Raw genomic sequence first — 22,093 nt, forward strand, 5'->3', positions numbered from 1 at the left:
GCCGGAAGGATGCTGTTGTCTTCCTTATCCCTTCTTTCTTTCAATGCATGTCAATATCGGTCAGGGTTACCGATTGTTACCGATGTTATATCCAGCAGTTTGCGGGGTTGTTATCGGTGGCGGATTACCCTTTATCCGAAAACGATATTCAGGTGCCTATATCGGCGGTGTCTACCTCTTCCCATTCCGAACAGAGAAGTCAAGCCCGCCAGAGCCGATGGTATTGCCGTAACAGGTGGGAGAGTAGGTCGGTGCCTAATTTTATAGCAAGAGCCCCTTCAGGAAACTGGAGGGGCTCTTTTCTTTTCCTGGATAACGAACAAAACAGCACAACAACACTTGGAGCAGAGGACTTTGTCTCCTGACAAACTACTGATGTCCCATGTTCTTAATTAAAAACTCTGTAATAAAAATCTCAATTCATAATGGCGATATACGTGTATGGCGCTACGGCGCAGGCGAAAATGACTATTGATTTGCTGGAAAGGCTCCATATGGACATTGCAGGCTGTATTGATAAGTCGCTGTTGTTAAATACTATTCTGGATTATCCGGTAATTTTGAATCATATACCTTCCCCAAACGATTCCTATGTTCTTGCAATTCGAAATGTAGGCTTGCGTAAACGGATGTTTGAAGACCTAAATATCAAGCAATATCCGATATTTATTCATCCTGAGGCATGTATTTCAGCGCACGCCGATCTTGAGGAAGGTACAGTGGTTTTTGCTCATGTCATGATCGGTCCGGATGTGCAAGTAGGGCGGCAAGTTTTGTTGGATGCCGGTGCTATCGTTCATAGCAATAGTGTGATAGAAGATTTTGTAAATATCGGCGCAAACGTAAGCATAGGGTCAAACGTCCTGGTTGGAGAAGGGGCAGAAATCGGAGCCAACAGTGTTATTGGCGATGAGGTCACTATTGAAGCCTATAGCATGGTGCCGCCCCATACTGTTATTCTTTAATTCCTAGACAAATCATAGCTATTGTTGTAATTTAGGCTGTATGTGTGTAACTTGGTGTAATTTTGAAAGACGCGTGTGCTACACTGCACCGATTGCATTAGGAAAAGGTTAGCATGATCACAAAGGAAACGATAGAGAAAGTACTTGATGCTGCACGGATAGAAGAGGTGGTGGGCGATTTTGTGGATCTCAAGAAGCGGGGGACATCACTTATTGGGAACTGTCCGTTCCATAATGAGAAAACGCCATCGTTTCATGTTTCGGTGGCTAAAGGAATTTATAAATGCTTTGGTTGTGGTGCAGGGGGTGACTCACTGAAGTTTGTGATGGAGCTGGAGAAGTATACGTATCCTGAGGCCATTCGGTATCTCGCTGACAAATATCACATCGGAATTGAAGAAGTGCAACGTTCGCCGGCACAGCTTGCAGCGCAGGATAAACGTGAGAGTTTATATGTTTTGAGTAGTTGGGCTGGGAAATACTTCAAAGAGCAGCTATGGACAACGGAGAACGGACAGGCTATTGGTCTTTCTTATTTTAAGGAACGGGGGTATAGGGAAGATATCATCAAGAAATTTGATCTGGGTTATTCGCCAGATCAATGGACGGCCCTGTCTGACGCAGCTGTTCAACACGGATTCCATAAAGACTTTCTGAAGGAGATAGGGCTATCGATAGAACGGGACGATGGGAGTATTTATGATCGTTTTCGAGGTCGGGTAATCTTTCCGATTCATAACCTTACAGGGCGTATAATTGGATTCGGAGGTCGAACACTGAAAACGGAAAAATCAGTTCCGAAATATGTCAACTCGCCTGAAAGCGATATCTATCATAAATCGGACGTTCTTTATGGGCTAAACTTTGCGAAGAAGGCCATCATGGATAAGGATACGTGCTATTTGGTGGAAGGTTATGCTGATGTGCTGTCTATGCACCAAGCAGGTGTAGAAAATGTCGTGTCTTCTTCCGGTACGTCGTTGACGACTGGACAAATCCGACTTATTTCCCGTTTTACAAAAAATGTAGTAATCCTCTATGACGGGGATGCGGCAGGGATCAAGGCTTCCTTACGCGGCACAGATATGCTGTTAGAGGAAGGGCTGAACGTTAAAGTCTTGTTGTTTCCAGATGGTAACGACCCCGATTCTTACGTACAAAAATACGGCTCTACAATTTTTAAAGATTACATAGCGAGTCATCAAGAGGATTTTATATTCTATAAAACAAATATTCTGCTTAAGGATACAGGCGGAGATCCTATAAAACGGGCAGAGGTGATCCGTGAGGTGGTGCATAGTATATCACTAATTCCGGACGAAATAAAAGTGTCCGTCTTTCTTCAGCAATGTTCACATTTGTTGGACATTGAAGAGCGTGTTTTGTTGACGGAGTTGAATAAAATGCGTTTGCAGAAAGGGAAAGCGCAGGACAAAAAAGATGCTGCTGTGTCGGCAAAGGTAAATTATTCCGATATGCCGCCGACAGATGAGCCTCCGGCTGATTTCTTTCTTACGGAGCATGAACGCTCAGAGAGCGGTTTACAGAGCACCACGGGTTCGTCGCCTATTACACCAGAAATTTTGCAAGAGCGGGAAGTTGTCCGTATACTTTTGAATTACGGAGCAGAACCTGCTGTCTGGGAAGGAGACGGCGATATTCCTGTGGCCCCCCTATTGTTGAGTGCATTGGATGATATCACTTTCGAAGACCGGCCGAGTGCATTTATCGTCGATGTCTTTCGGAAAAAAGCCGAAGATTTTGAAATTCCGGAGCCTAAATTCTTTTTTTCTCATGACGACAAAGAAGTGCAAGATCTAGCTATCACCTGTGTATCTACCCCTTACGAATTGAGTCCAAACTGGAACGATGATAAACGAAAAATATATGTGAGTCAAGAACGGGAGCATTTAAAAGAACTTACGATACAAGCCGTTTATCGTATAAAGAAACGGAAAGTAGAAAAAGAGATGGTAAAAATCCGGGAGGAGCTGAAGGCACATCCTTCTGAATCAGACTTAGAAATTTTGTTAGCAAAATATCAAAAGCTAAAAGAAGCGGAAAAATTACTCGGAACTTTCTTGGGAAACATTGTAGTTAAATAGAGATGGCAAAGCATTTGGCAGATGGAAAATGGAGGAACAACAGACAGTGTTTTACCTCTGGCATGTTGGCTGTCAAATTATTTCCCTAAATTGGCGCTATAGAAATGTAGAGGTTGATATGATTGCTGAAGACGTGATACCTTGGTATTCGTAGAGGTGAAGGCTAGATCATCGACCTATTTGGTGCCCCCGAACCTTTCGTAGATCGGCGTAAGCAACAGCGATTGATCCGGGCTGCAGATGAATACCTAGCTCTGACTGGGGATGAAGTCGAAATTCGTTTCATTATTATCGGTCTATCTGTATGCGGATGTAAGAATAGAATGGATAAGAGACGCTTTTTTGGAGTAACTTAAGTAAAATAATGAAAGGAACGAAAATCTTAGGCATGTTGGCCTTCGTTGCAATGCTTGTTGCAGGATGTAAATCCCAAAAGGGAAAATTTGATTTTTTAACCCCAAAAACCGGGGAGACGATTACAATGGGAGAACAAGTTTCCATTCGCATGCAATTTCCTGATACGACTATTGATTCTGTGATTTATTCCGTAGATGGTGAAGTTATCGAGCGTAAGCAGGATACTGCGGTGGTTGTACTCGATACAGAAGCTATTGGTCTTGGTGCACGAAATTTGGTGGCCAAGGTGTATAAAGGAGGAAAAGAAGAAGTCGCGTATAGCAATGTAACCATCGTTCCGGAAACACCCAAGCAATATAGCTTTGAAAAGATTGAGGTCTACCCGCATGATACGAAGGCATTTACGCAAGGCCTCGCATTCGAAAACGGTGTTTTGTACGAGTCTACCGGATCCGGAAACCAGTTGGTCTCTTCATTGCGAAAGACAGAGTTACTTACCGGCAAAGTTTTACAATTGAAAGAAATAACTGGCAAAAGTGATAATGGACAGGACTATTTTGGTGAGGGAATGACAATTGTCGGGAATCAAATAATTATGTTGACCTGGTTAAACAATGAGGGATTCGTATTTAATAAGTCAACCTTCGAAAAGATATCCACCTTCAATTATCAGAATAGTAAAGAAGGATGGGGTATATGTTACGATGGATCAAGGCTAATAAAATCTGATGGTTCAAATAAATTAGTTTTTCTTGATCCGATAACATTTCAGGAAACGGGAGCCATTTCTGTTTATAACAGCGAAGGGCCACTCAATTCATTGAATGAGCTCGAGTTCATCGATGGAAAAGTATTCGCGAATGTTTACGGAAAAGATATTATTGCCATTATCGAGCCCAAGACAGGGGCTGTAGAAGGCCAGCTCAATTTATTGGGGCTCCACACGCACGCTTCTCAAACCGATAAAGAACTTAATGGTATAGCCTATGATTCTGTTTCCCAAACCCTGTTAGTGACAGGTAAACAATGGGATAGTCTATATCGGATAAAAGTCGTTGAACGCTAACGGCACCTGTAAAAAGTATCCGTGTTCGTCCTGCAACAAACAGTCATAGGAAACGATATCAAATAATCTGATACTCAAATGCAATTTTTAGCAACGATGCCATGTTTTTTGTCTGGAATTTGCTCATCATTCGCTTTCGGTGTGTTTCTACAGTGAGAGGTGATAGGAAAAGCAGATCTGCTATTTGATTCGTCGTAAGTCCATCGGCAATGAGTTTCAGGATTTCTTGCTCCCTCTTGGTGAGTTGTGGAATGAGTGAGAAATCGGTATATGTGCTATTGTTGACAATTTTTTGTACGTCTTCGCTCAATATAACGTCGTGACCATCCACTCGATTGAGACAACGCTCCAATTCTTGTGCATCGACATTTTTCAACAGGTAACCTGATGCACCACTGTTGAGCATTTGTAGGATTAAGCTGCGCTCACTATGGTTGCTCAACGCCAAAACTGTTGTTTCTGACCGCATTTTCTTCAATTCTTTACAAATATCAATTCCGCTGATATCTGGTAGGGACACATCTAATAAAACAATGTCTACCGAATTGTGATGCATAAACTCCAGAAAGCTAATGCCGGATGAAAAAGATCCGATGACTTCGTATTTCTCCATCTTTTCAAGCAGGGATATTAATCCCTTTAAAACCAATTGGTGATCGTCAACCAGAGCTACGCTTTTTGTTACATTATACATTAAGTTCGATATTAATAGATGTTCCTTGACCAACGGTACTGGCTATATCCCAAGTGCCACGGAGGTAATCAATACGGTTTTTTACATTACGTAGTCCCATACCATCAACGGAGTTTGCTTGCGCATCGAATCCTTTTCCGTCATCATCGATAGCAATGTGAACCACCGAACCGTCTTGACTGCATTGTACCATTACCTTGTTTGCTTGTGCATGCTTAGCGATGTTGTTTAAAAGCTCTTGCACAATTCGGTAAATGGTTAGTTGGGCTTGCTCGTTTAGATCACGATCTATATCATAAGACTGAAAGTGGACAACGCGTGCGTGAGTTGTCAATGACACACATAAATCACGCAAAGCAGTCTCTAAACCAAACTTCAAAAGGTTGATTGGCATTAAATTGTGCGCGATCCTTCGTAATTCATTCGACGAGTGATCAAGTTGTTGAACAAACGGCTGTAGGTCGTTCGTCGGAACCACCTGTTGATGCTCATTTGTTAATCGCGTTAAATTGATTTTGATGCCTGCTATGGTTCCGCCGACGCCATCATGTAAATCTTGCGCGATACGTTTCCGTTCGTTTTCCTGCCCCACCAGGATAGCCTGTGTTAGCTTTATTTTCTCGCGTTGTTCCAGTTCGACGAGCTGTTGTTTATGGTTTTTCTCTTTTTCGAGTAATAGTCGTTTATTATTGCGGTAGTAAAAATAAATGGTAATAGCTAAACTGGACAGCAATAAGCACGAGACTCCTAAAAACCAACTTGCTATTCGATTTGTCTTAGCGACCAGTTCGGACTCTTTTTTTTGAGCCTCCAAAACTGTAATTTTCTTTTCTTTCGCTGCCGTCTGATAACGCGTTTCCAGAACATTAATCTTGTTATGAAAGTCTGCTCGATGTAAGGAATCGTTGAGACGATTGTGAATGCCCAAATATTTTAAAGCTAATGAGGTATTATGATTTTTTTCATAAGCGGAAGCGAGGTGTTTATACAGTTCATTTTTATTGAATTCGACATCCATGACCATTTGATCACTCTCCATCGACTTGCCCAATTGGATCGCAGCGTTGTAATCGCCCATCTCAAGAAGCGTCCGCAACTTGTAAAAGCGAACCTCCACCGATTGATAAAGACGGTTAGGTCCCCTAGTTGCTTTTAAAGCACGATCATAAAAGGTCATTGCTTGCGCATACTGATGTAAGACTTGTTGATAATATCCCTCTGTCATTAAATAAAGAGACTCGTTTTCATTGTATTGATTATCAGTGACAATCTTCTTTGCCTTATTTAGAATTACTCGGGCCTCTTGAGGCTGATGGAGAAGCAACAAATTTTCAGACATCCTAACATACAGGGTGAGTAATCTATTGGAAGTGTCGGTTTTTTTTTCCAATATCCTCTGGGCCTGCTGGAAATAGGGGACGGCTTTTTCATACTGTTCTAGGTTCATGAACATGGTTGCGAGAGCTACATACTGTGTCGCTACGCGTACGCTATCTCCTGCCTGTTCCGCGTAAGGGATAGCCTTATCTATTATTTTCTCGGTATAGTCGTAGTCGTCGTTTTGTATTTGGCTGATGACAGCGAGATTATTCCAGATGTCAGATAGGGCTCGGTACGCATAATCATTTTTTACCGGCATCTGCTGCAGGAGGGAATCTGCTCTATAAAAAAGTATGCTCGCCGCGTCAAAATCTTGTTTGTAAAAATGGATGTACGCTTCTTTTGCCATGGCTGCGCCCAAAATAAATTTGTTGCCATGACCGAGTTTGCGTGAAAGTGCGAGATGAAAGTACGCTTTTTTTTCGTCTTCGGGAAGCCAACAGACGACTAGATTATTATGTGCCATCGCCTTTATGCTGTCATTGGCCGCAGTTTCCGTGACTCGCGTTAAACTATCTCGCAGGTGATCCATATTGGAGGGCTGCTGGGCTTGCGCCGCGGGCGTTACGCCAGTTATCGAAAGAAGACCGGACATCAAAACGAGAAGAAGCTTATTTATATAGCGGTATTTCGGTTCCATGTGACTCTTGGTAAAGCGGTATAAATTTACCAAAAGTAGCCACAATGCCAATACCTGTTTCCGGGTAATCTTTCGAGCATCAAGACTCACCATCTATTTGCGGCGCGTGATCTGAACGTGTCTATTTAAGTACTGTTGCATATTTACGGGACGAAAGTTCCTTTTTCCACCGAAAATTCGATATGTTCATTAAGAATCGTCGTCTCTTTTTCCTTTTGTTCCTGTAAACGATCAGGATAAAGGATTCCGTAGAGATGATCCACTTCGTGTTGGAATATGACGGCGGTAAAGCCCTCAACTAACTCTTCTATTTGTTTTCCTGTAGACTGCGCTGCGTACTGTATTCTAATACTATAATTTCGAATGATGTCTTCTTTACGATCCGGAATCGATAGACAACCTTCACTGCCTTTACGCAGCAGCTTCGAACGCCAAACAATTTTAGGATTAATATAAAATTCGAAGGGTTGCCCTACTTTGTCAAATCGTTGTACCCAAATTAGATTTTTATTTATACCAACCTGTGGCGCCGCGATACCCACACCCGGATGTTCCGGATCGCGAACCGTAGCAAACATGCGATTAGAAAGTGTTTTTATCAACGGATCGTTGTAAGCGATATCGTCTGACTGAGTTCGAAGCACGGTGGAATCTTGTTCATTGGTGGTCTGCAATACGTACATTTTCTCGTCGGCTTTCCCGGTCAAAATCAGGTCTTGCTCTTTTTCTGTGAAGTTCTTAGCCATGGTGTGATCTTGTTCTCGTTGATTTTTTGGTCCTGTGTATTTCTTTTCGCCTGCCTCAATAGAAATATTCAGATAATTTTCTTTCGGAGGTTGAGGGCACCTGTACCCACTGCTGTATGCGCAATAGGGATTATATGCTTTATTGAAATCGATGGTAACTTGTTCATTTTCAAAATCTTGGCGCTGAATGTCTATATATCGTCCGCTTTCGTACGTACTTTCCCCAGTTGTCTTGTCCAAAATTGGAAGAAATAGGTAGGACGATTGCAGCGGGCTCTGAAACCGGCTTACATTTTCGTAGACAGGCAGTGTGAACGATTGTCCTTTTAGCATAAAATGGAGAAGTGCAAAACGCTTAAATTCTTTGCTAGTACCATCAGAAGTGGGCATGCGGAATGTTGGTTCGTTATTTAAGTATTCAGCCGTGGCCGTTACACGATACGTTTGATCCGGAGGAAAATAAGAGACAAATTGTATGTTGTGGTCTGCTATCGGTCCCTTTGCGCTTTGACGCAATGACTGTGCTTGTTGCTGACGGTATTGGCCAATTTCGTCGATATATTGTTGGCTAATACCAGGCAATGTGGTGATCATGAAAGCAATAAATAAGATAAGATATTTCATGTGTTTTGCTTTGATCTTCAAACTTAGATAAACTTGCAAGTATATACAATATGGATCTTTAATCTTTAGGTCAAATAATACGTAAAGAAATGCAACGTCACGATTTTATACGTTGTTTTCGTATCACTGAGTTTGGAATCGTATTTTTGGAAAAAAATAGCTCTATGCGCATCATGGCTTTTGATTATGGGACCAAACGTATTGGAATAGCGGTGACCGACCCTATGCAGATTATCGCAACGGCGTTGACCACTGTTCATCCGTTAGAATTTTGGGATTTCCTGTCTACTTATCTGGCAAAAGAACAGGTTTCAACCTTCGTAATCGGGAAGCCGCTGCAGCTCGACGGTACCGCTTCCGAATCCGCACACCACGTGGTGGGTTTTGTCAGGAAGTTAAGGCAAATTTATCCAAAGATAGCTGTCGTTGAAATTGACGAACGCTTTACCTCTAAAATGGCTTCCCAGACCATAGCACAAAGCGGACTAAAAAAGAGAAAACGACAAGAAAAAGGGTTAGTAGATACGGTATCCGCCACGATTATTCTGCAGACCTATTTGGCTTCTAACGCATAAGGATTATGGCAATAAAAGATATATTATTTTTCAATGAAGATATTGTTTATCCCGTAAAGGATAAGCAAAAGCTACGTCACTGGATTGTTAACACGATCAAGGGTGAGGGGTTTCGACGGGTAGGTGAATTGAATTTTATACTATGCTCAGACGCTTATTTGTTGGAAATTAATAAAGAATATTTGCAGCATGATACATATACCGACATTGTCACTTTTGATTCATCGGAAACTGACGACGTTATAGCCGGTGATATTTTTATTTCAGTGGAACGCACCGATGAGAACGCGAGAAAATTCGGAGTGAGCGCACGTGACGAACTACATCGGGTCATTATTCATGGCGTGCTTCACTTGTGCGGATATCATGACAAGAAAAAGAGCGATAAAATTCGGATGACAGAAAAAGAAAATGAATACCTACAAAGACGTAGTTTCTAAATGATTTGATGCTCCGATCGTATATCTACAGACAAAGTGAGTAGATTGTTACAAACGAATAGTTTTATCTTCAGGTCAGCGATTTATATTTGTCCTATCACCTATTCTGGAAAACTATGTGGCCAATTTACATCTTGTTTGCAACGTTTCTTGTTATGATGACGCCGGGAGTCATTTACGGACAACATACGCAGGGCTGGGCTATATATTTTGGGAATACTGCAATTAAGGATAGTAAATTTTCTATTCATCACGAGCTACAGCTACGGGACTACCAGTTTGGAGGAGACCATCAGCAAACCTTGTTGCGGCTCGGTTTACAGTACCAGGCCTTGGCTTCCACAAGTTTCACGCTCGGATATGGGTATATCTATACGGAAGCGGAGGGAGAGCCGAATCTGCCCTATTCTGAAAATCGGATTTATCAAGAGATATTAGTCAAACATCGGTTGAATATTTTCCGCTTACGGCATCGTCTTCGAGCCGAAGAACGTTTTATATCCGAAAGACACTTTCGCGGACGCGGACGTTATTGCGTTTTCGTTGATATCCCACTCTTGGGGAAAGAAATGGGAAAAGGCGAGCTGTACGGGGCATTTTATGACGAGATGTTTTTGAATATATTCCATGAACATTTAGATACATTCGACAGGAACCGACTTTATGGAGGGGTGGGTTATAAATTGCTGGATAATTTAGGAATACAATTGGGCTGTATGCGGCAGCATGTCGGAGCAGCTAAAGGCACTAACAGTGTGCTGTTCTCTTTGCATCATCAACTGTAAAATAGATTGACCAATCTAAGTAGCTTTAAATGGAAACACCGCTTCAAGATTAAAGACTGAAGCGGTGATTTACAATTTATCATATCGGGATTGTTTTCGGGACACTTCCGAGTTCTGCAGGTCGATAAGTTTTCGTTTGAGAGTTGTACTTATTTACTTTTTAGAACCGTTCGAATTGGGAAAAGAAAAAGTTTCCTTCAATCTCTGCATTTTCATCGGAGTCTGATCCGTGAACGGCATTCGCCTCGATCGATTGCGCATATTTGTTACGGATTGTTCCTGCTTCTGCTTTTGTGGGATCGGTTGCACCGATTAATGTGCGGAAGTCTTCTACCGCATTATCCTTTTCTAAGATTACGGCTACTATCGGTCCAGATGTCATAAAGTTAACCAAGTCCTTATAAAAGGGTCTTTCCTTATGTATAGCATAGAAGTTTCCAGCAGATTCTGTGGTTAGCTGGGTATATTTCATAGCGACGATTTTGAAGCCGCCAGCAATTATGTCATTCAAGATAGCTCCGATATAACCGTTTGCAACGGCATCCGGTTTGATCATGGTAAAAGTTCTGTTTGTTGCCATTTTCTTTGAAATTTTTTGCAAAGTTAATAAATTCAAAGCGTTCAGGCACAAAAAGCTGATCGTAAATCTGCGCCATTTTTTCGAACGACTGACCGTAGCGAAATACCTAGAACACGTGTTGCGAATTACCTGATCAGGAGATTTCTAATACCAATTTACAGACAATTGTTTAACTTTGTATATGGCTAAAAATCTTCAAGTAACGATCGATAAAGATTCCGGGTTTTGTTTCGGCGTAGTATACGCCATAGACATGGCCGAAGAAATCCTAGCGGAAGACGGATATTTGTACTGTCTAGGGGATATCGTGCATAACGACGAGGAAGTAGCTCGTTTGAAAGCAAAGGGATTACGGATTATTGGACATCAAGATTTATCAAGCCTGACAAATGAAAAAGTGTTGATTCGAGCGCACGGGGAAGCACCTGAAACCTACCGTACTGCTTTGGAGAATAATATTACGCTGATTGACGCATCGTGTCCTGTAGTTCTTAAACTGCAGAACCGTATTAAGACGTCGTATGATGAACAGGAAAAGATTCTCATATTCGGTAAACACGGGCATGCGGAAGTTATCGGCTTGCAGGGGCAGACTAACAATGAAGCTCTGGTTTTTCAGGACCTGGAGGAGCTGAACTCGGTTGAGCTCCCGTCTGCCTTTACCTTATATAGTCAAACCACGAAGAGCGTAGATAAGTTTTACGCGATCAAGGACGAGCTTCTCCGGCGCGGATACGAAGTGAAAGCCAACGACACCATCTGCCGACAAGTATCCAATCGATATGAAGATCTTGGTGATTTTGCGCGACAGTACAACAAGATTGTTTTTGTTTCAGGCAAGAAATCATCGAACGGTAAAGTATTGTACGACGTATGTAAGCAAGCTAACTCAGATAGCTACTTTATTTCGGATGCAAATGAGCTCCAAACAGACTGGTTTAACGCGGGAGAGACTGTTGGGATCTGTGGTGCAACATCTACGCCTATGTGGCTGATGAAGGATGTTAAATTTGCTTTGGAGCAGATATAGTCTACGTCATGATATTCTCATTTTCAATCGCTATTCCCATCTTCCTATAAATAATAATTATTTTTGTAATAATGAGTAAGAGTGCGACTAAAGGGGTTCTGTTGGTGCAACTTGGCACACCAGACGCTCCTACCACGGCCGATGTGCGAAGGTATTTAACGGAATTTTTAATGGATCCTAGGGTGATGGATATCCCCTATATTGGCCGGACGGTATTGGTGAAAGGGATTATTGTCCCAAAGCGCGCTCCCCTATCAGCAGCTACCTATCGGACGATTTGGGATGATAAGACAGGATCTCCTTTGATGTACTATAGCGAACTGCAACGGGATCTGTTGCAACGGGAATTGGGAGACGAGTATCACGTGGAGTTAGCCATGCGCTATCAAAATCCATCAATTGAATCAGCACTCGCTACGATGGAACGGATGATGCTTGATTCTATCCGTGTTATTCCTCTTTTTCCGCAATATGCGTCCGCGACGACTGGATCTGTCGTGGATAAGGTGATGGAAGTAATGCGTTCATGGCAGTACTTTCCACAGGTGTCGTTCGTTAGTAATTATTGTGACGATGATGAGATGTGTGAGGTGTTTGCGGATCACGCGCGCAGATTTGATATACAGACGTATGATCATGTGTTGTTTAGTTATCATGGTTTACCAGTACGACAACTGGGAAAAGTAGATCCTTCTGGTCAGTTAAAATGTCCCGATGCCGGATGTGATGCGTGCCGTGTTGAGAAAAATGCATTCTGTTACTTGTCTCAGTGCTATGCAACTTCGCGTGCCATTGCACAAAAATTGGAGCTGTCAATGGATCACTATACGGTATGTTTTCAGTCTAGGCTAGGCAAAACACCGTGGATTCAGCCATACACGTCGGACACCTTGCACAGGCTTGCTAAAAAGGGCGTGAAGAAACTATTGGTATTTAGCCCAGCTTTCGTGTCGGACTGCATTGAAACATTAGACGAGATACAAGTAGAATATGCCAACGAGTTTAAAGCTTTGGGAGGTGAAGAAGTAACGATGGTGGAGAGTTTAAATAGTGATCCAAAATGGATTAATGTGCTCAAACGGTTGGCACAAGGATAAAAGAAATTAATATGTTGTTATTTAACGCAGTATTGCTTCTCATTTTTGACTTTTATATTTTTTTCGCCTTGCGGGCGACTAAAATTAAAATCGCAAAGAAGAGATGGTTCCCGTTTGTCTGGTGGGGGTATTCAATAGGTCTTTTGCTTGGACTGTATGTGTCAGCGAAATTCAATTTGCCGCTAATGTACCGATCTATTATATTGGTAGCTTTCTTTATGACGGCAGTCAGTAAGTTTATTTTTATTGTTATCCTCCTGATTGATGACATTCGACGGGGCGGCGTTTGGATTGCGCGCCTTTTCTCTCCGAGCAGAAAAAATAGCGTACCGGATCATATGGAAGGACTCACTGCACCGTTACCAGAGCAACCTAAGCATGGAATCACACGTTCCGAATTCTTGACCAAATCGGGGATTCTTGTCGCTTCATTGCCTATTTTTCCATTATCTTGGGGGATTATTTCTGGAGGGTATGATTATAAGGTGCGTCAGCAAAAACTTTATCTTCCCAACCTTCCTGCCTCTTTTCACGGTATGCGCATTGCGCAGATCTCTGACGTACATTCTGGTTCTTTTTACAACAAAAAGGCCGTACAAAATGGAGTTGAAATGTTGCTTCGTGAAAAACCAGATGTTGTATTTTTCACAGGTGATTTGGTAAACAATGTAGCTTCTGAAATGCGTGATTACCAGGATATCTTTACAAAAGTGAAGGCAGACTTAGGCGTTTACTCGGTGCTGGGAAATCACGATTACGGCGATTATTATTTTGGAAAAGAAGATTCATCGGCAAAACGTAAAAATCTCTCGGATTTAATACAAACGCATAAAGTAATGGGTTGGGATCTCCTAATGGATGAACATCGGCCGTTGCGGATAAACAAGGAAGAGATTGCAATTGTCGGCGTTCAGAACTGGGGAACCGGACGTTTTCCAAAGAAGGGCGATTTAGGAAAAGCGCTGCAGGGAACTGAAGAATCTCCTGTGAAGTTACTGCTTTCCCACGACCCTTCGCACTGGCGTGCACAAGTGTTGGATACCGATGTTGACGTTATGTTTGCGGGGCACACGCATGGTATGCAATTCGGTGTAAGGGGCGAACATTTCCAGTGGAGCCCCGCGAAATATGTCTACAAGGAATGGGCAGGGTTATACGAAGAGCAGGATCAACGTTTGTATGTTAATGTTGGATACGGATTTCTCGGCTATCCAGGCCGCGTAGGGATTCTGCCGGAGATTACGATCTTCGAGCTAATTAGAGGAAACAAACCATTGATTTCGTAAGAATATCATCATATCATTGCAAAGCCTACGTTTTCGTAGGCTTTTTTTTGAAATTAGTCAGAAAAAGATGATCTTTATAAAAATCTAGCCATGCTTAATTTTTCAGAACAACCACACAAACGTAAAAACCTATTAACTGGGGAATATATCTTAGTTTCGCCGCACCGCAGTAAGCGGCCGTGGCAAGGACAAGTTGAGGATTTAACGCCGGATGGTCGGCCACAGTATGACCCAAAATGCTATTTATGTCCTGGTAATTCCAGGGCGGATGGAACGGTTAACCCAGATTACAAAGACAGTTTTGTCTTCATTAACGACTTTTCGGCACTCTTAGAAGATACGTCGATGGAGCGGTTTGATGAAGAAAACTTATTGATAGCGGAATCCGAACGTGGCATATGCAAAGTGATTTCTTTTTCTCCTCGCCACGATTTGACGCTCCCGGAAATGGAGATTGAAGCCATACAAGCGGTTGTCGATTTATGGCAATGCGAATTTCGCGAGTTGTCACAATACGAGTGGATAAAATATATACAGATCTTCGAGAATAAAGGAAGTATTATGGGATGTAGCAATCCGCACCCGCACGGTCAAATATGGGCACAAAGTTCGATTCCTGTCGAGATTACAAAAGAGGACGTTCAACAAAAGCGCTATTTTGAGAAAACAGGACGAACGTTGCTTCAAGACTATGTGTCACTGGAACGAAAGAAAAACGAGCGGATCATTATTGACAATACTCATTTTGTAGCGGTGGTACCTTTTTGGGCGGCGTGGCCTTACGAAACCATGATCGTCAGTAAACGTGCCATAGGCACTATCCTTGAATTTACCGCGGAAGAGAAGGCGGATCTCGCCAAGACTCTACAAGAACTGACGATCCGTTACGACAATATTTTTAAAACCTCATTTCCCTATTCGGCGGGTATGCACCAAGCTCCGGTTAACAGTGGTGATCAATCCGGGTGGCATTGGCACATGCATTTTTATCCGCCGCTATTGCGTTCGGCGACGGTTAAAAAATTCATGGTAGGTTATGAAATGTTAGCCAATCCGCAACGGGATATCACACCAGAACAAGCAGCAAATACACTAAAACAACAGGATACGGTACATTATAAACAAAAGACGACATGATTGCTAAGCAGAATGTAGAGAATAGATATCGGGAAGTATTTGAAGGCGAGCCTTCGCACATCGTTCGTTCGCCCGGTCGTATCAATATCATCGGTGAGCATACGGATTATAACGAGGGGTTTGTACTGCCTACTGCAATCGACAAGGCGATTTACGTTGCTGTTGCCAAGCGTGACGACGATATTATTCGTCTGTATGCCGAAGATTTTAATGCGTATTTCGAGATTGCTCGGACAGAAATTCATCCAGTAGAAATCGGCTGGCCAAATTATATATTGGGTGTCATCCATCAACTGCAACTGCGTGGAGCAAGGTTAGGCGGATTCAACTTGTACGTAAACGGGGATGTTCCGTTGGGAGCAGGGCTTTCATCATCTGCGGCGTTGGAATGTGCAACGGGGTACGCACTGAATGTCCTTTTTGATTTGCAGCTAGAACGTGTTGATATCGCCAAGATCGGGCAGTTGGCGGAACATACATATGCAGGCGTAAACTGTGGAATCATGGATCAATTTGCGTCTGTTATGAGTAAAGCCGGGCACGTCTTAAAATTAGATTGCCGTGATTTGTCTTTCTCTTACACACCTTTAGAATTGGGAGACTATGCGATTCTATTGTTGAACACCAATGTAAAGCATTCATTAGCATCATCGGCTTACAATAATCGCCGCGCAGCCTGCGAAGCAGGTGTTCAGCTCGTGAAGCAGCATCATCCAGAAGCGAACAGTTTGCGTGACGTAACTGTGGATATGTTGGATAACTTTGTTAAATCGATAGATGAGGATATATATACCAAATGCCGGTTTGTCGTGGAAGAGAACGGACGACTAAACGCGGCCTGTGAGGCATTGAAGCAAGGTGATTTGGAAGAATTAGGTAAACAGCTGTTCCGTGCGCATGAAGGCTTGAGCGAAGAATACGAAGTGAGTTGTTCAGAGCTTGATTTTTTAGTGGACTATGTGCGTGTCTTTCCAGAGGTGCTTGGCGCCCGGATGATGGGGGGCGGTTTTGGAGGTTGCACCATTAATTTGGTGAAACGGTCCTTTCAGGACTTGCTTATCGATCGACTTACACCAGTTTATGAAGAAAAATTCGGGTTACCTTTGACGGCAATCAAAGTAGTTCCATCTAATGGGACAGAACTGCTATAAAAAAAGCAAATCCATGCATATGAAAAAATAATCTTTATGTAGGCATTGACCGCGTCTTTTGCGTGGTTCGGTTGCCAAAATAAGGCGACAAAGTCAAAGTTACCTCTTTCTCTACGGCAGATTCTTTGGGGACTGGTTTCGATGGCTAAATTGATGACCAAGCGGTCGAGCTTTACACCTTAACAAACAAACAGGGAGCGAAAGCAACATTCACAAACGTCGGTGCACAGATCAAGCAGGAGAGCTGACGGATGTTGTTTTTTAGTTCAAAAAAGTGACCGCTTACCACAATCTGTATGGACCATATTAAAGGGCCATTGTTGCATCTTTTGGAAACGCATCGCCAAGGGGAAATAAAACCAATACGTTGCTGACAAACAACGAATCCAACACGTTGCACGGTGGGCAGTTATAAAGCGGTAATTTCTTGTCGGAAAAAGTTACCTGGAAGAATGGGGAAAAGGACAGCTTCCGTAAGGCGTTTTATTTAGAAATCCCGCACTTTCCGGATGCTCTCATCAATCGGCATTTCCATCTGCTGTGTTTGAATCTGGTAAGGTATATACCACTCGATCTGTGTATAAGTTTACGGATCTTAGGCAGCCGTTGGTCGATAAACTACGTCTAGGCCTACGCGCCGAAGAGAGTGATGCCGACAGCAGTAAAGGGAAGATACATATATGTGCCTGAGGCAGCGAGCCACACGTGTAAAAAGTCCCCATGGCTCGCGGGCACTTACTTACAAAGAAAGAGGATAAATCTTGTCTAGCGCCTGTTTGACATCCGAGATCAAGTCGTCAATGTGTTCGATACCTACAGAGATGCGCAACAAACCCTTCGATATACCGGCTGTCTTTTTTTGTTCCTCGGAGTGATGTGAACCCCACATGCTTGCGGGGTGAACGATCAGTGATTCGACACCACCAAGGCTAGCTGCGTTGGCAAAGACCTGTAGATGGCCTAAAAGCTGTTGTGCCCGACTATACGCCTCCTTTTCGTCCGCTCCGCTCATTTCTATGCATAACATACCTGTAAAGCCTCTCATCTGTTTACGTACCAACGTTTTTTGCGGATGCGTGTCCAGTCCGGCGTAGGTCACCTTTTTTATGCGCCCGTCCTTTTCCAGCCATTGAGCCAGAGCCAAAGCGTTCTCGTTGATCTGACGGACGCGTAGCGCCAACGTTTTTAAGCCGCGCAATAATAACCAAGAGTCGAATGGACTGAGTGATGAGCCGAGAACCAAAGAACGCTGCCAAACCCGCTCTATATATGCCCTACTACCGCAAACGACACCCGCTGTTAAATCACTATGACCACCAAGATATTTCGTGGCACTGTGTACGACGATATCTATACCGAATGCGCATGGCGTTTGATTAATCGGCGATGCAAACGTGTTGTCTGCCATAGTTAGGATGCCGTTTTGTTTGCCGAGCTGGGCTACAAAAGTTAGATCGGTGATATCTAAATTGGGATTGGAGGGTGTCTCTACGTAGATTAACTTCGTATTCGGTCGTATCGCCTGTTTGAAAGCGTCATTGTCTGTTTGATTAATATACGTGATTTCGATGCCGTATTGTGATAAAAAATCTTTAAAGAATAACGCGGTGCCGGAATAGTGGGATTGTTGAGCAACAATATGGTCACCGTGTTGAACGATGGCAAGAATGGCCGTGCTAATAGCGGCCATACCGGTAGCCAGCACTAAAGCATCTTCCGTTTTCTCCAGATCAGCTAGGATGGCCGCGACCTGACTACTCGTTGGGTTACCATGACGATGGTAGAATTCAGGGTATTTTGGCGCGGTTGCTGCATGGATATAGGAAGAAAGATCAGCATCGGCAAAGTAAGTCGACGTCTGGTAAATCGGAGAGACCACCGATTTCGTTGTATTAAAATGATCACCTTGATGAATAAGGGAAGTTTCTAGCTTTGACATACGTAAATGCATTTTATCAAAGCTAGTGAAAAATCTACTAATTAGGTAGTGTTTATTGACGGCTTTTAAGACATTTCTTGCAACAAGTGTAAAGCATAGTCTATGCTATTTACATTGCTTAATGCCAACCTTAATTGTCCTTTTACTTCTTTGAGATTCGATACCTGAGGGTGTTGTTGCACAAAAGATAGCACCCGCCCAAAATGATCGGATTCAAAATAGCTGGATTTCGGGTTATTGATGAAGTAACCTTTCAGTGTATTTTTCTTGAATGATATTTTCTCAAACCCGATCTGTTTACCGAACCACTGTAGCCGCAGTGTATTGAATAGTTCGAAGACCGGTGGAGGGATAGGGCCAAATCGATCTTCTAGTTCCCGTTGAAAGGCAACCAAATGTTGTTCATTTTCAAGCTTGGCGATCTCATTGTATAGGTTGTACCTTTCGCCGATGTTGGTCACATATTCGTCTGGAATCATTACTTCTAGATCTGTATCAATTTGCGTAAAGTTCACATATTTGCGGCTATGATCTTCTTTAAATAAGTCGCTAAATTCATCATCTTTAAGTTCTTGTACGGCCTCATCCAGGATCTTATTATACATTTCAAATCCTATTTCGGCAATAAAGCCAGATTGTTCAGCACCTAGGAGATTTCCTGATCCGCGAATATCCAAGTCGCGCATGGCTACGTTAAATCCTGATCCTAACTCGGAGAATTCTTCTAATGCCGACAACCTTTTATAAGCTTCATTTGTCAATGTGGACAACGGAGGGCTGAGCAGATAACAAAATGCCTTTTTGTTCGATCGACCTACCCGGCCACGCATTTGGTGGAGGTCACTTAGCCCGAACATATGGGCATGATTGATAATAATGGTGTTGGCATTAGGGATATCTAGGCCCGCTTCGATAATAGTAGTCGCTACAAGGACATCAAACTCATGGTTGATGAACTTTAACATGACGTCTTCGAGATCATCTCCTTCGAGTTGACCATGAGCAATGCCTACACGTGAGCCGGGAACCAACTTGTGAATCATCGCACCAAGTTGCTTGAGATCGGCCACACGGTTATGGATGAAGAAAACTTGTCCGCCTCGGTCTAGTTCGTAGGATACAGCTTCTTGGATCAATGTTTCATTGAAGACGTGCAGTTCTGTTTGTACGGGCTGCCGGTTTGGGGGTGGAGTCGAAATTATGCTCAGGTCACGGGCGCCCATAAGGGAGAAGTGGAGGGTGCGTGGTATCGGTGTTGCTGTAAGTGTGAGTGAGTCCACATTAGCACGCATAACCTTCAGCTTCTCTTTGACAGAAACACCGAACTTTTGCTCTTCATCGATAACCATCAGTCCAAGATCCTTAAATTTTACGTCTTTACTTACCAAACGATGCGTTCCGATGATGATATCGACCTCTCCATTTTCAAGCTTTTTCAGGGTTTCCTTAATTTGTTTAGACGATTTGAAGCGGTTGATATAGTCGATATTTGCAGGGAAGCCTTTTAGACGTTCGCTGAATGTACGATAATGTTGTAGCGCGAGGATTGTTGTCGGTACGAGCACGGCAACCTGCTTGCTGTCAGCAACGGCCTTAAAGGCAGCTCGTATAGCGACTTCGGTCTTTCCGAATCCCACATCTCCGCATACCAGACGATCCATAGGATGAGGAGACTCCATATCCCGTTTCACATCATTGGTCGCTTTCTCTTGGTCGGGGGTATCCTCGTAAAGGAACGAGGCTTCCAGCTCGTTCTGCAAATAGGTGTCTGGACTGAAGGCATTACCTGTTTGTGCTTTCCGTTTGGCATACAACTTAATAAGATCTCGGGCGATATCTTTAACCTTTTTCTTCGTTGTTTTCTTAAGCTTCTCCCAAGCATCCGTGCCCAGCTTGTTCATCTTCGGCAGCGAACCTTCTTTTCCCGAATATTTGGAAATGCGGTTTAGCGAATTTATGTTCACATAAAGTAGATCATTATCGGCATACACAAGTCGGATCATCTCCTGTGTCTTTCCATTCACTTCTACCTTTTCCAGACCAGCATATTTGCCCACTCCGTGGTCAATATGTGTGATGTAATCTCCGGGTTTTAGGTCTCGAAGTTCTTTGAGAGTAATGGCTTGTGTCCGCTCGTAGGCCGTTTTCCGCTTGTATTTATAGTATCGATCAAAGATCTGATGATCCGTATAGCAAGCTAGCTTTAGAGCATCGTCACGAAACCCTTCCCGGAGCGCACGGTGTACCGGAATAAAGGTTGTCGATTTATCAATGTCATCCAAAATGCTGAAAATGCGTTCGATCTGTTTGGTGGAATCGGAAAAAATTAAATTTTGTATGCCTTGACGTTCATTCTCTTTGAAATTATGAATCAATAAATTAAAATCTTTATTGAACGACGGCTGTGGGTGTATATCAAAACGAAAGGCTTCGTCCGCTTTATAATAAAATTGTTTACCAAACTCGACATTTGGAAAGTCAAATAGCATGTCGGCAAACGATCGGTCTGTAGAGAACGTAACCCGGGGGTCGACCCATTCTACGTTGACTTTGATATCCTTTTCGGGCAGAGCTTTCCAGAATTCGGATGCTTTCTTGTAGCCGTCTTTAAGAATATCAAGCGTAAACTGTACATCCTTATGCCAAATGACGCTGTCCCGGTCAATATACTCAAGCAAGGAGATATGATTATTGCTCAAAAATTTAGCCTGCACATTGGGCACGATGGTCACCGTATGGATTTTGCTAACGGAAAGTTGTGTTTCGATATCAAAAGTTCGGATGCTTTCGATCTCGTCGCCGAAAAATTCCACGCGGTAAGGCAAGTCATTAGAAAAGGAAAAAATATCTACGATACCGCCCCGGATAGCAAATTGTCCAGGTTCATAGACAAAATCAACCCGTTCAAAGTCGTACTCATAGAGAAACTCATTAATAAAATCGATGCTAAGCTTCGTATGTTGCGTGATGGGCAAGGTGTTCTTTTCTAAATCGTCCCGATTGATCACCTTCTCTGCAACTGCTTCAGGATACGTGACAATCATTTTGGGTAGTTCTGATGTATGATTCAACGCGCTTAACGTTTCAGCGCGTTGCAAAACATGTGCAGCATCAGTCTGCGTAAACTCAAAGGCTTTTCGAAACGAGGCCGGAAAAAACAATATTTGTTTGTCTAAGATGCTCTCCAGATCGCTCAAAAAATACGAAGCATCTTCATGCGTGGGCAGAATAAATAAGAAAGGACGTTCATGAAGTGTATATGTGGCAGCCGCTACCATAGCATCCGACGATCCGACTAATCCCTTTATCTGTAGTTTAGGACTCTTTTTTTGCAAGGCTTTGACGATTGCCTTTGTCTGTTCGCTTTGTGTGTATTTTTCTAGAATTTCTTGTATGCCCACGGTGCCAAATCTTTTTGCGAATTTAAGAAAATTATCATTGAAGCATGCAGATAATGAGGGATCGGATAGAAAACACTGTGCATTCTGTCTCGGGC

The 22,093-nt window shown here is 42.9% G+C and carries 18 protein-coding genes and 1 rRNA gene; 13 read left to right on the plus strand and 6 right to left on the minus strand.

The genetic code is table 11. From position 1 onward, the window contains the following. Window positions 1-148 precede the first annotated feature (148 nt). The 5 genes from rrf to ACFSR5_RS09815 all read left to right on the plus strand — a co-directional run bounded on the left by rrf (window position 149) and on the right by ACFSR5_RS09815 (window position 4,493). Window positions 149-260: ribosomal RNA gene (gene rrf, locus ACFSR5_RS09795) — 5S ribosomal RNA — on the plus strand. Between the two features lie 165 nt (window positions 261-425). After that, window positions 426-965 carry a hypothetical protein gene (locus ACFSR5_RS09800; protein WP_380903204.1) on the plus strand — a complete coding sequence of 180 codons (540 nt, stop codon included), beginning with the start codon at window positions 426-428 and terminating at the stop codon, window positions 963-965. Between the two features lie 113 nt (window positions 966-1,078). Next, window positions 1,079-3,070 (plus strand): DNA primase, encoded by a 1,992-nt coding sequence (gene dnaG / locus ACFSR5_RS09805; RefSeq protein WP_380903206.1) that lies wholly within the window; start codon window positions 1,079-1,081, stop codon window positions 3,068-3,070. Window positions 3,071-3,240: 170 nt separating this feature from the next. Beyond that, the gene (locus tag ACFSR5_RS09810; RefSeq protein WP_380904351.1) at window positions 3,241-3,426 is read left to right on the plus strand and encodes a YraN family protein; all 186 of its coding nucleotides are present in this window, start codon (window positions 3,241-3,243) and stop codon (window positions 3,424-3,426) included. An 8-nt stretch (window positions 3,427-3,434) separates the two neighbouring features. Further along, the gene (locus tag ACFSR5_RS09815) at window positions 3,435-4,493 is read left to right on the plus strand and encodes a glutaminyl-peptide cyclotransferase (protein ID WP_380903208.1); all 1,059 of its coding nucleotides are present in this window, start codon (window positions 3,435-3,437) and stop codon (window positions 4,491-4,493) included. 58 nt (window positions 4,494-4,551) lie between these two features. Here ACFSR5_RS09815 and ACFSR5_RS09820 read toward each other — a convergent pair whose 3' ends face one another. The 3 genes from ACFSR5_RS09820 to def all read right to left on the minus strand — a co-directional run bounded on the left by ACFSR5_RS09820 (window position 4,552) and on the right by def (window position 8,577). Then, complete coding sequence (locus tag ACFSR5_RS09820) at window positions 4,552-5,187, minus strand: response regulator transcription factor (protein ID WP_380903210.1); 636 nt, start codon at window positions 5,185-5,187, stop codon at window positions 4,552-4,554. Continuing rightward, the gene (locus tag ACFSR5_RS09825) at window positions 5,180-7,207 is read right to left on the minus strand and encodes a tetratricopeptide repeat-containing sensor histidine kinase (protein WP_380903212.1); all 2,028 of its coding nucleotides are present in this window, start codon (window positions 7,205-7,207) and stop codon (window positions 5,180-5,182) included. The genes ACFSR5_RS09820 and ACFSR5_RS09825 overlap by 8 nt, the downstream gene beginning before the upstream one ends. Window positions 7,208-7,350: 143 nt before the next feature. Beyond that, a complete protein-coding gene (gene def / locus ACFSR5_RS09830) occupies window positions 7,351-8,577 on the minus strand; it encodes a peptide deformylase (protein ID WP_380903214.1) in 1,227 nt (408 codons plus the stop codon). Window positions 8,578-8,741: 164 nt separating this feature from the next. On the opposite strand from def, the gene ruvX reads away from it, so the two are divergent. The 3 genes from ruvX (at window position 8,742) to ACFSR5_RS09845 (ending at window position 10,377) form a co-directional block, all read left to right on the plus strand. Continuing rightward, window positions 8,742-9,152 carry a Holliday junction resolvase RuvX gene (gene ruvX, locus ACFSR5_RS09835; RefSeq protein ID WP_380903216.1) on the plus strand — a complete coding sequence of 137 codons (411 nt, stop codon included), beginning with the start codon at window positions 8,742-8,744 and terminating at the stop codon, window positions 9,150-9,152. 5 nt (window positions 9,153-9,157) lie between these two features. Further along, on the plus strand, window positions 9,158-9,592 hold the full coding sequence (gene ybeY, locus ACFSR5_RS09840) for an rRNA maturation RNase YbeY (protein WP_380903218.1): 435 nt from the start codon (window positions 9,158-9,160) through the stop codon (window positions 9,590-9,592). A 116-nt stretch (window positions 9,593-9,708) separates the two neighbouring features. Continuing rightward, the gene (locus tag ACFSR5_RS09845) at window positions 9,709-10,377 is read left to right on the plus strand and encodes a DUF2490 domain-containing protein (protein WP_380903220.1); all 669 of its coding nucleotides are present in this window, start codon (window positions 9,709-9,711) and stop codon (window positions 10,375-10,377) included. A gap of 160 nt (window positions 10,378-10,537) precedes the next feature. On the opposite strand, the gene ACFSR5_RS09850 is transcribed toward ACFSR5_RS09845, so the two are convergent. Beyond that, window positions 10,538-10,957 (minus strand): nucleoside-diphosphate kinase, encoded by a 420-nt coding sequence (locus tag ACFSR5_RS09850; protein WP_380903222.1) that lies wholly within the window; start codon window positions 10,955-10,957, stop codon window positions 10,538-10,540. 181 nt (window positions 10,958-11,138) lie between these two features. Between ACFSR5_RS09850 and ACFSR5_RS09855 the strand changes: the two genes are divergently transcribed. The 5 genes from ACFSR5_RS09855 (at window position 11,139) to galK (ending at window position 16,658) form a co-directional block, all read left to right on the plus strand. After that, window positions 11,139-11,987, plus strand: coding sequence for a 4-hydroxy-3-methylbut-2-enyl diphosphate reductase (locus ACFSR5_RS09855; protein WP_380903224.1), 849 nt, complete (start codon window positions 11,139-11,141; stop codon window positions 11,985-11,987). 71 nt (window positions 11,988-12,058) lie between these two features. Continuing rightward, a complete protein-coding gene (gene hemH / locus ACFSR5_RS09860; RefSeq protein WP_380903226.1) occupies window positions 12,059-13,084 on the plus strand; it encodes a ferrochelatase in 1,026 nt (341 codons plus the stop codon). An 11-nt stretch (window positions 13,085-13,095) separates the two neighbouring features. Then, entirely contained in the window at window positions 13,096-14,370 is a 1,275-nt protein-coding gene (locus ACFSR5_RS09865; protein ID WP_380903228.1) for a metallophosphoesterase, read from the plus strand. A 90-nt stretch (window positions 14,371-14,460) separates the two neighbouring features. Then, on the plus strand, window positions 14,461-15,507 hold the full coding sequence (locus tag ACFSR5_RS09870; protein WP_380903230.1) for a UDP-glucose--hexose-1-phosphate uridylyltransferase: 1,047 nt from the start codon (window positions 14,461-14,463) through the stop codon (window positions 15,505-15,507). Continuing rightward, complete coding sequence (galK, locus tag ACFSR5_RS09875) at window positions 15,504-16,658, plus strand: galactokinase (RefSeq protein ID WP_380903232.1); 1,155 nt, start codon at window positions 15,504-15,506, stop codon at window positions 16,656-16,658. Before ACFSR5_RS09870 ends, galK begins: the two co-directional genes overlap by 4 nt. Before the next feature lie 739 nt (window positions 16,659-17,397). Here the strand turns inward: galK and ACFSR5_RS09880 are convergent. Next, window positions 17,398-18,597 (minus strand): trans-sulfuration enzyme family protein, encoded by a 1,200-nt coding sequence (locus tag ACFSR5_RS09880; protein ID WP_380903234.1) that lies wholly within the window; start codon window positions 18,595-18,597, stop codon window positions 17,398-17,400. Between the two features lie 65 nt (window positions 18,598-18,662). Further along, window positions 18,663-21,998 carry a transcription-repair coupling factor gene (gene mfd / locus ACFSR5_RS09885; protein WP_380903236.1) on the minus strand — a complete coding sequence of 1,112 codons (3,336 nt, stop codon included), beginning with the start codon at window positions 21,996-21,998 and terminating at the stop codon, window positions 18,663-18,665. Window positions 21,999-22,093 lie beyond the last annotated feature (95 nt).

This window comes from Sphingobacterium suaedae (assembly GCF_042684625.1).
Lineage (GTDB): Bacteria > Bacteroidota > Bacteroidia > Sphingobacteriales > Sphingobacteriaceae > Sphingobacterium > Sphingobacterium suaedae.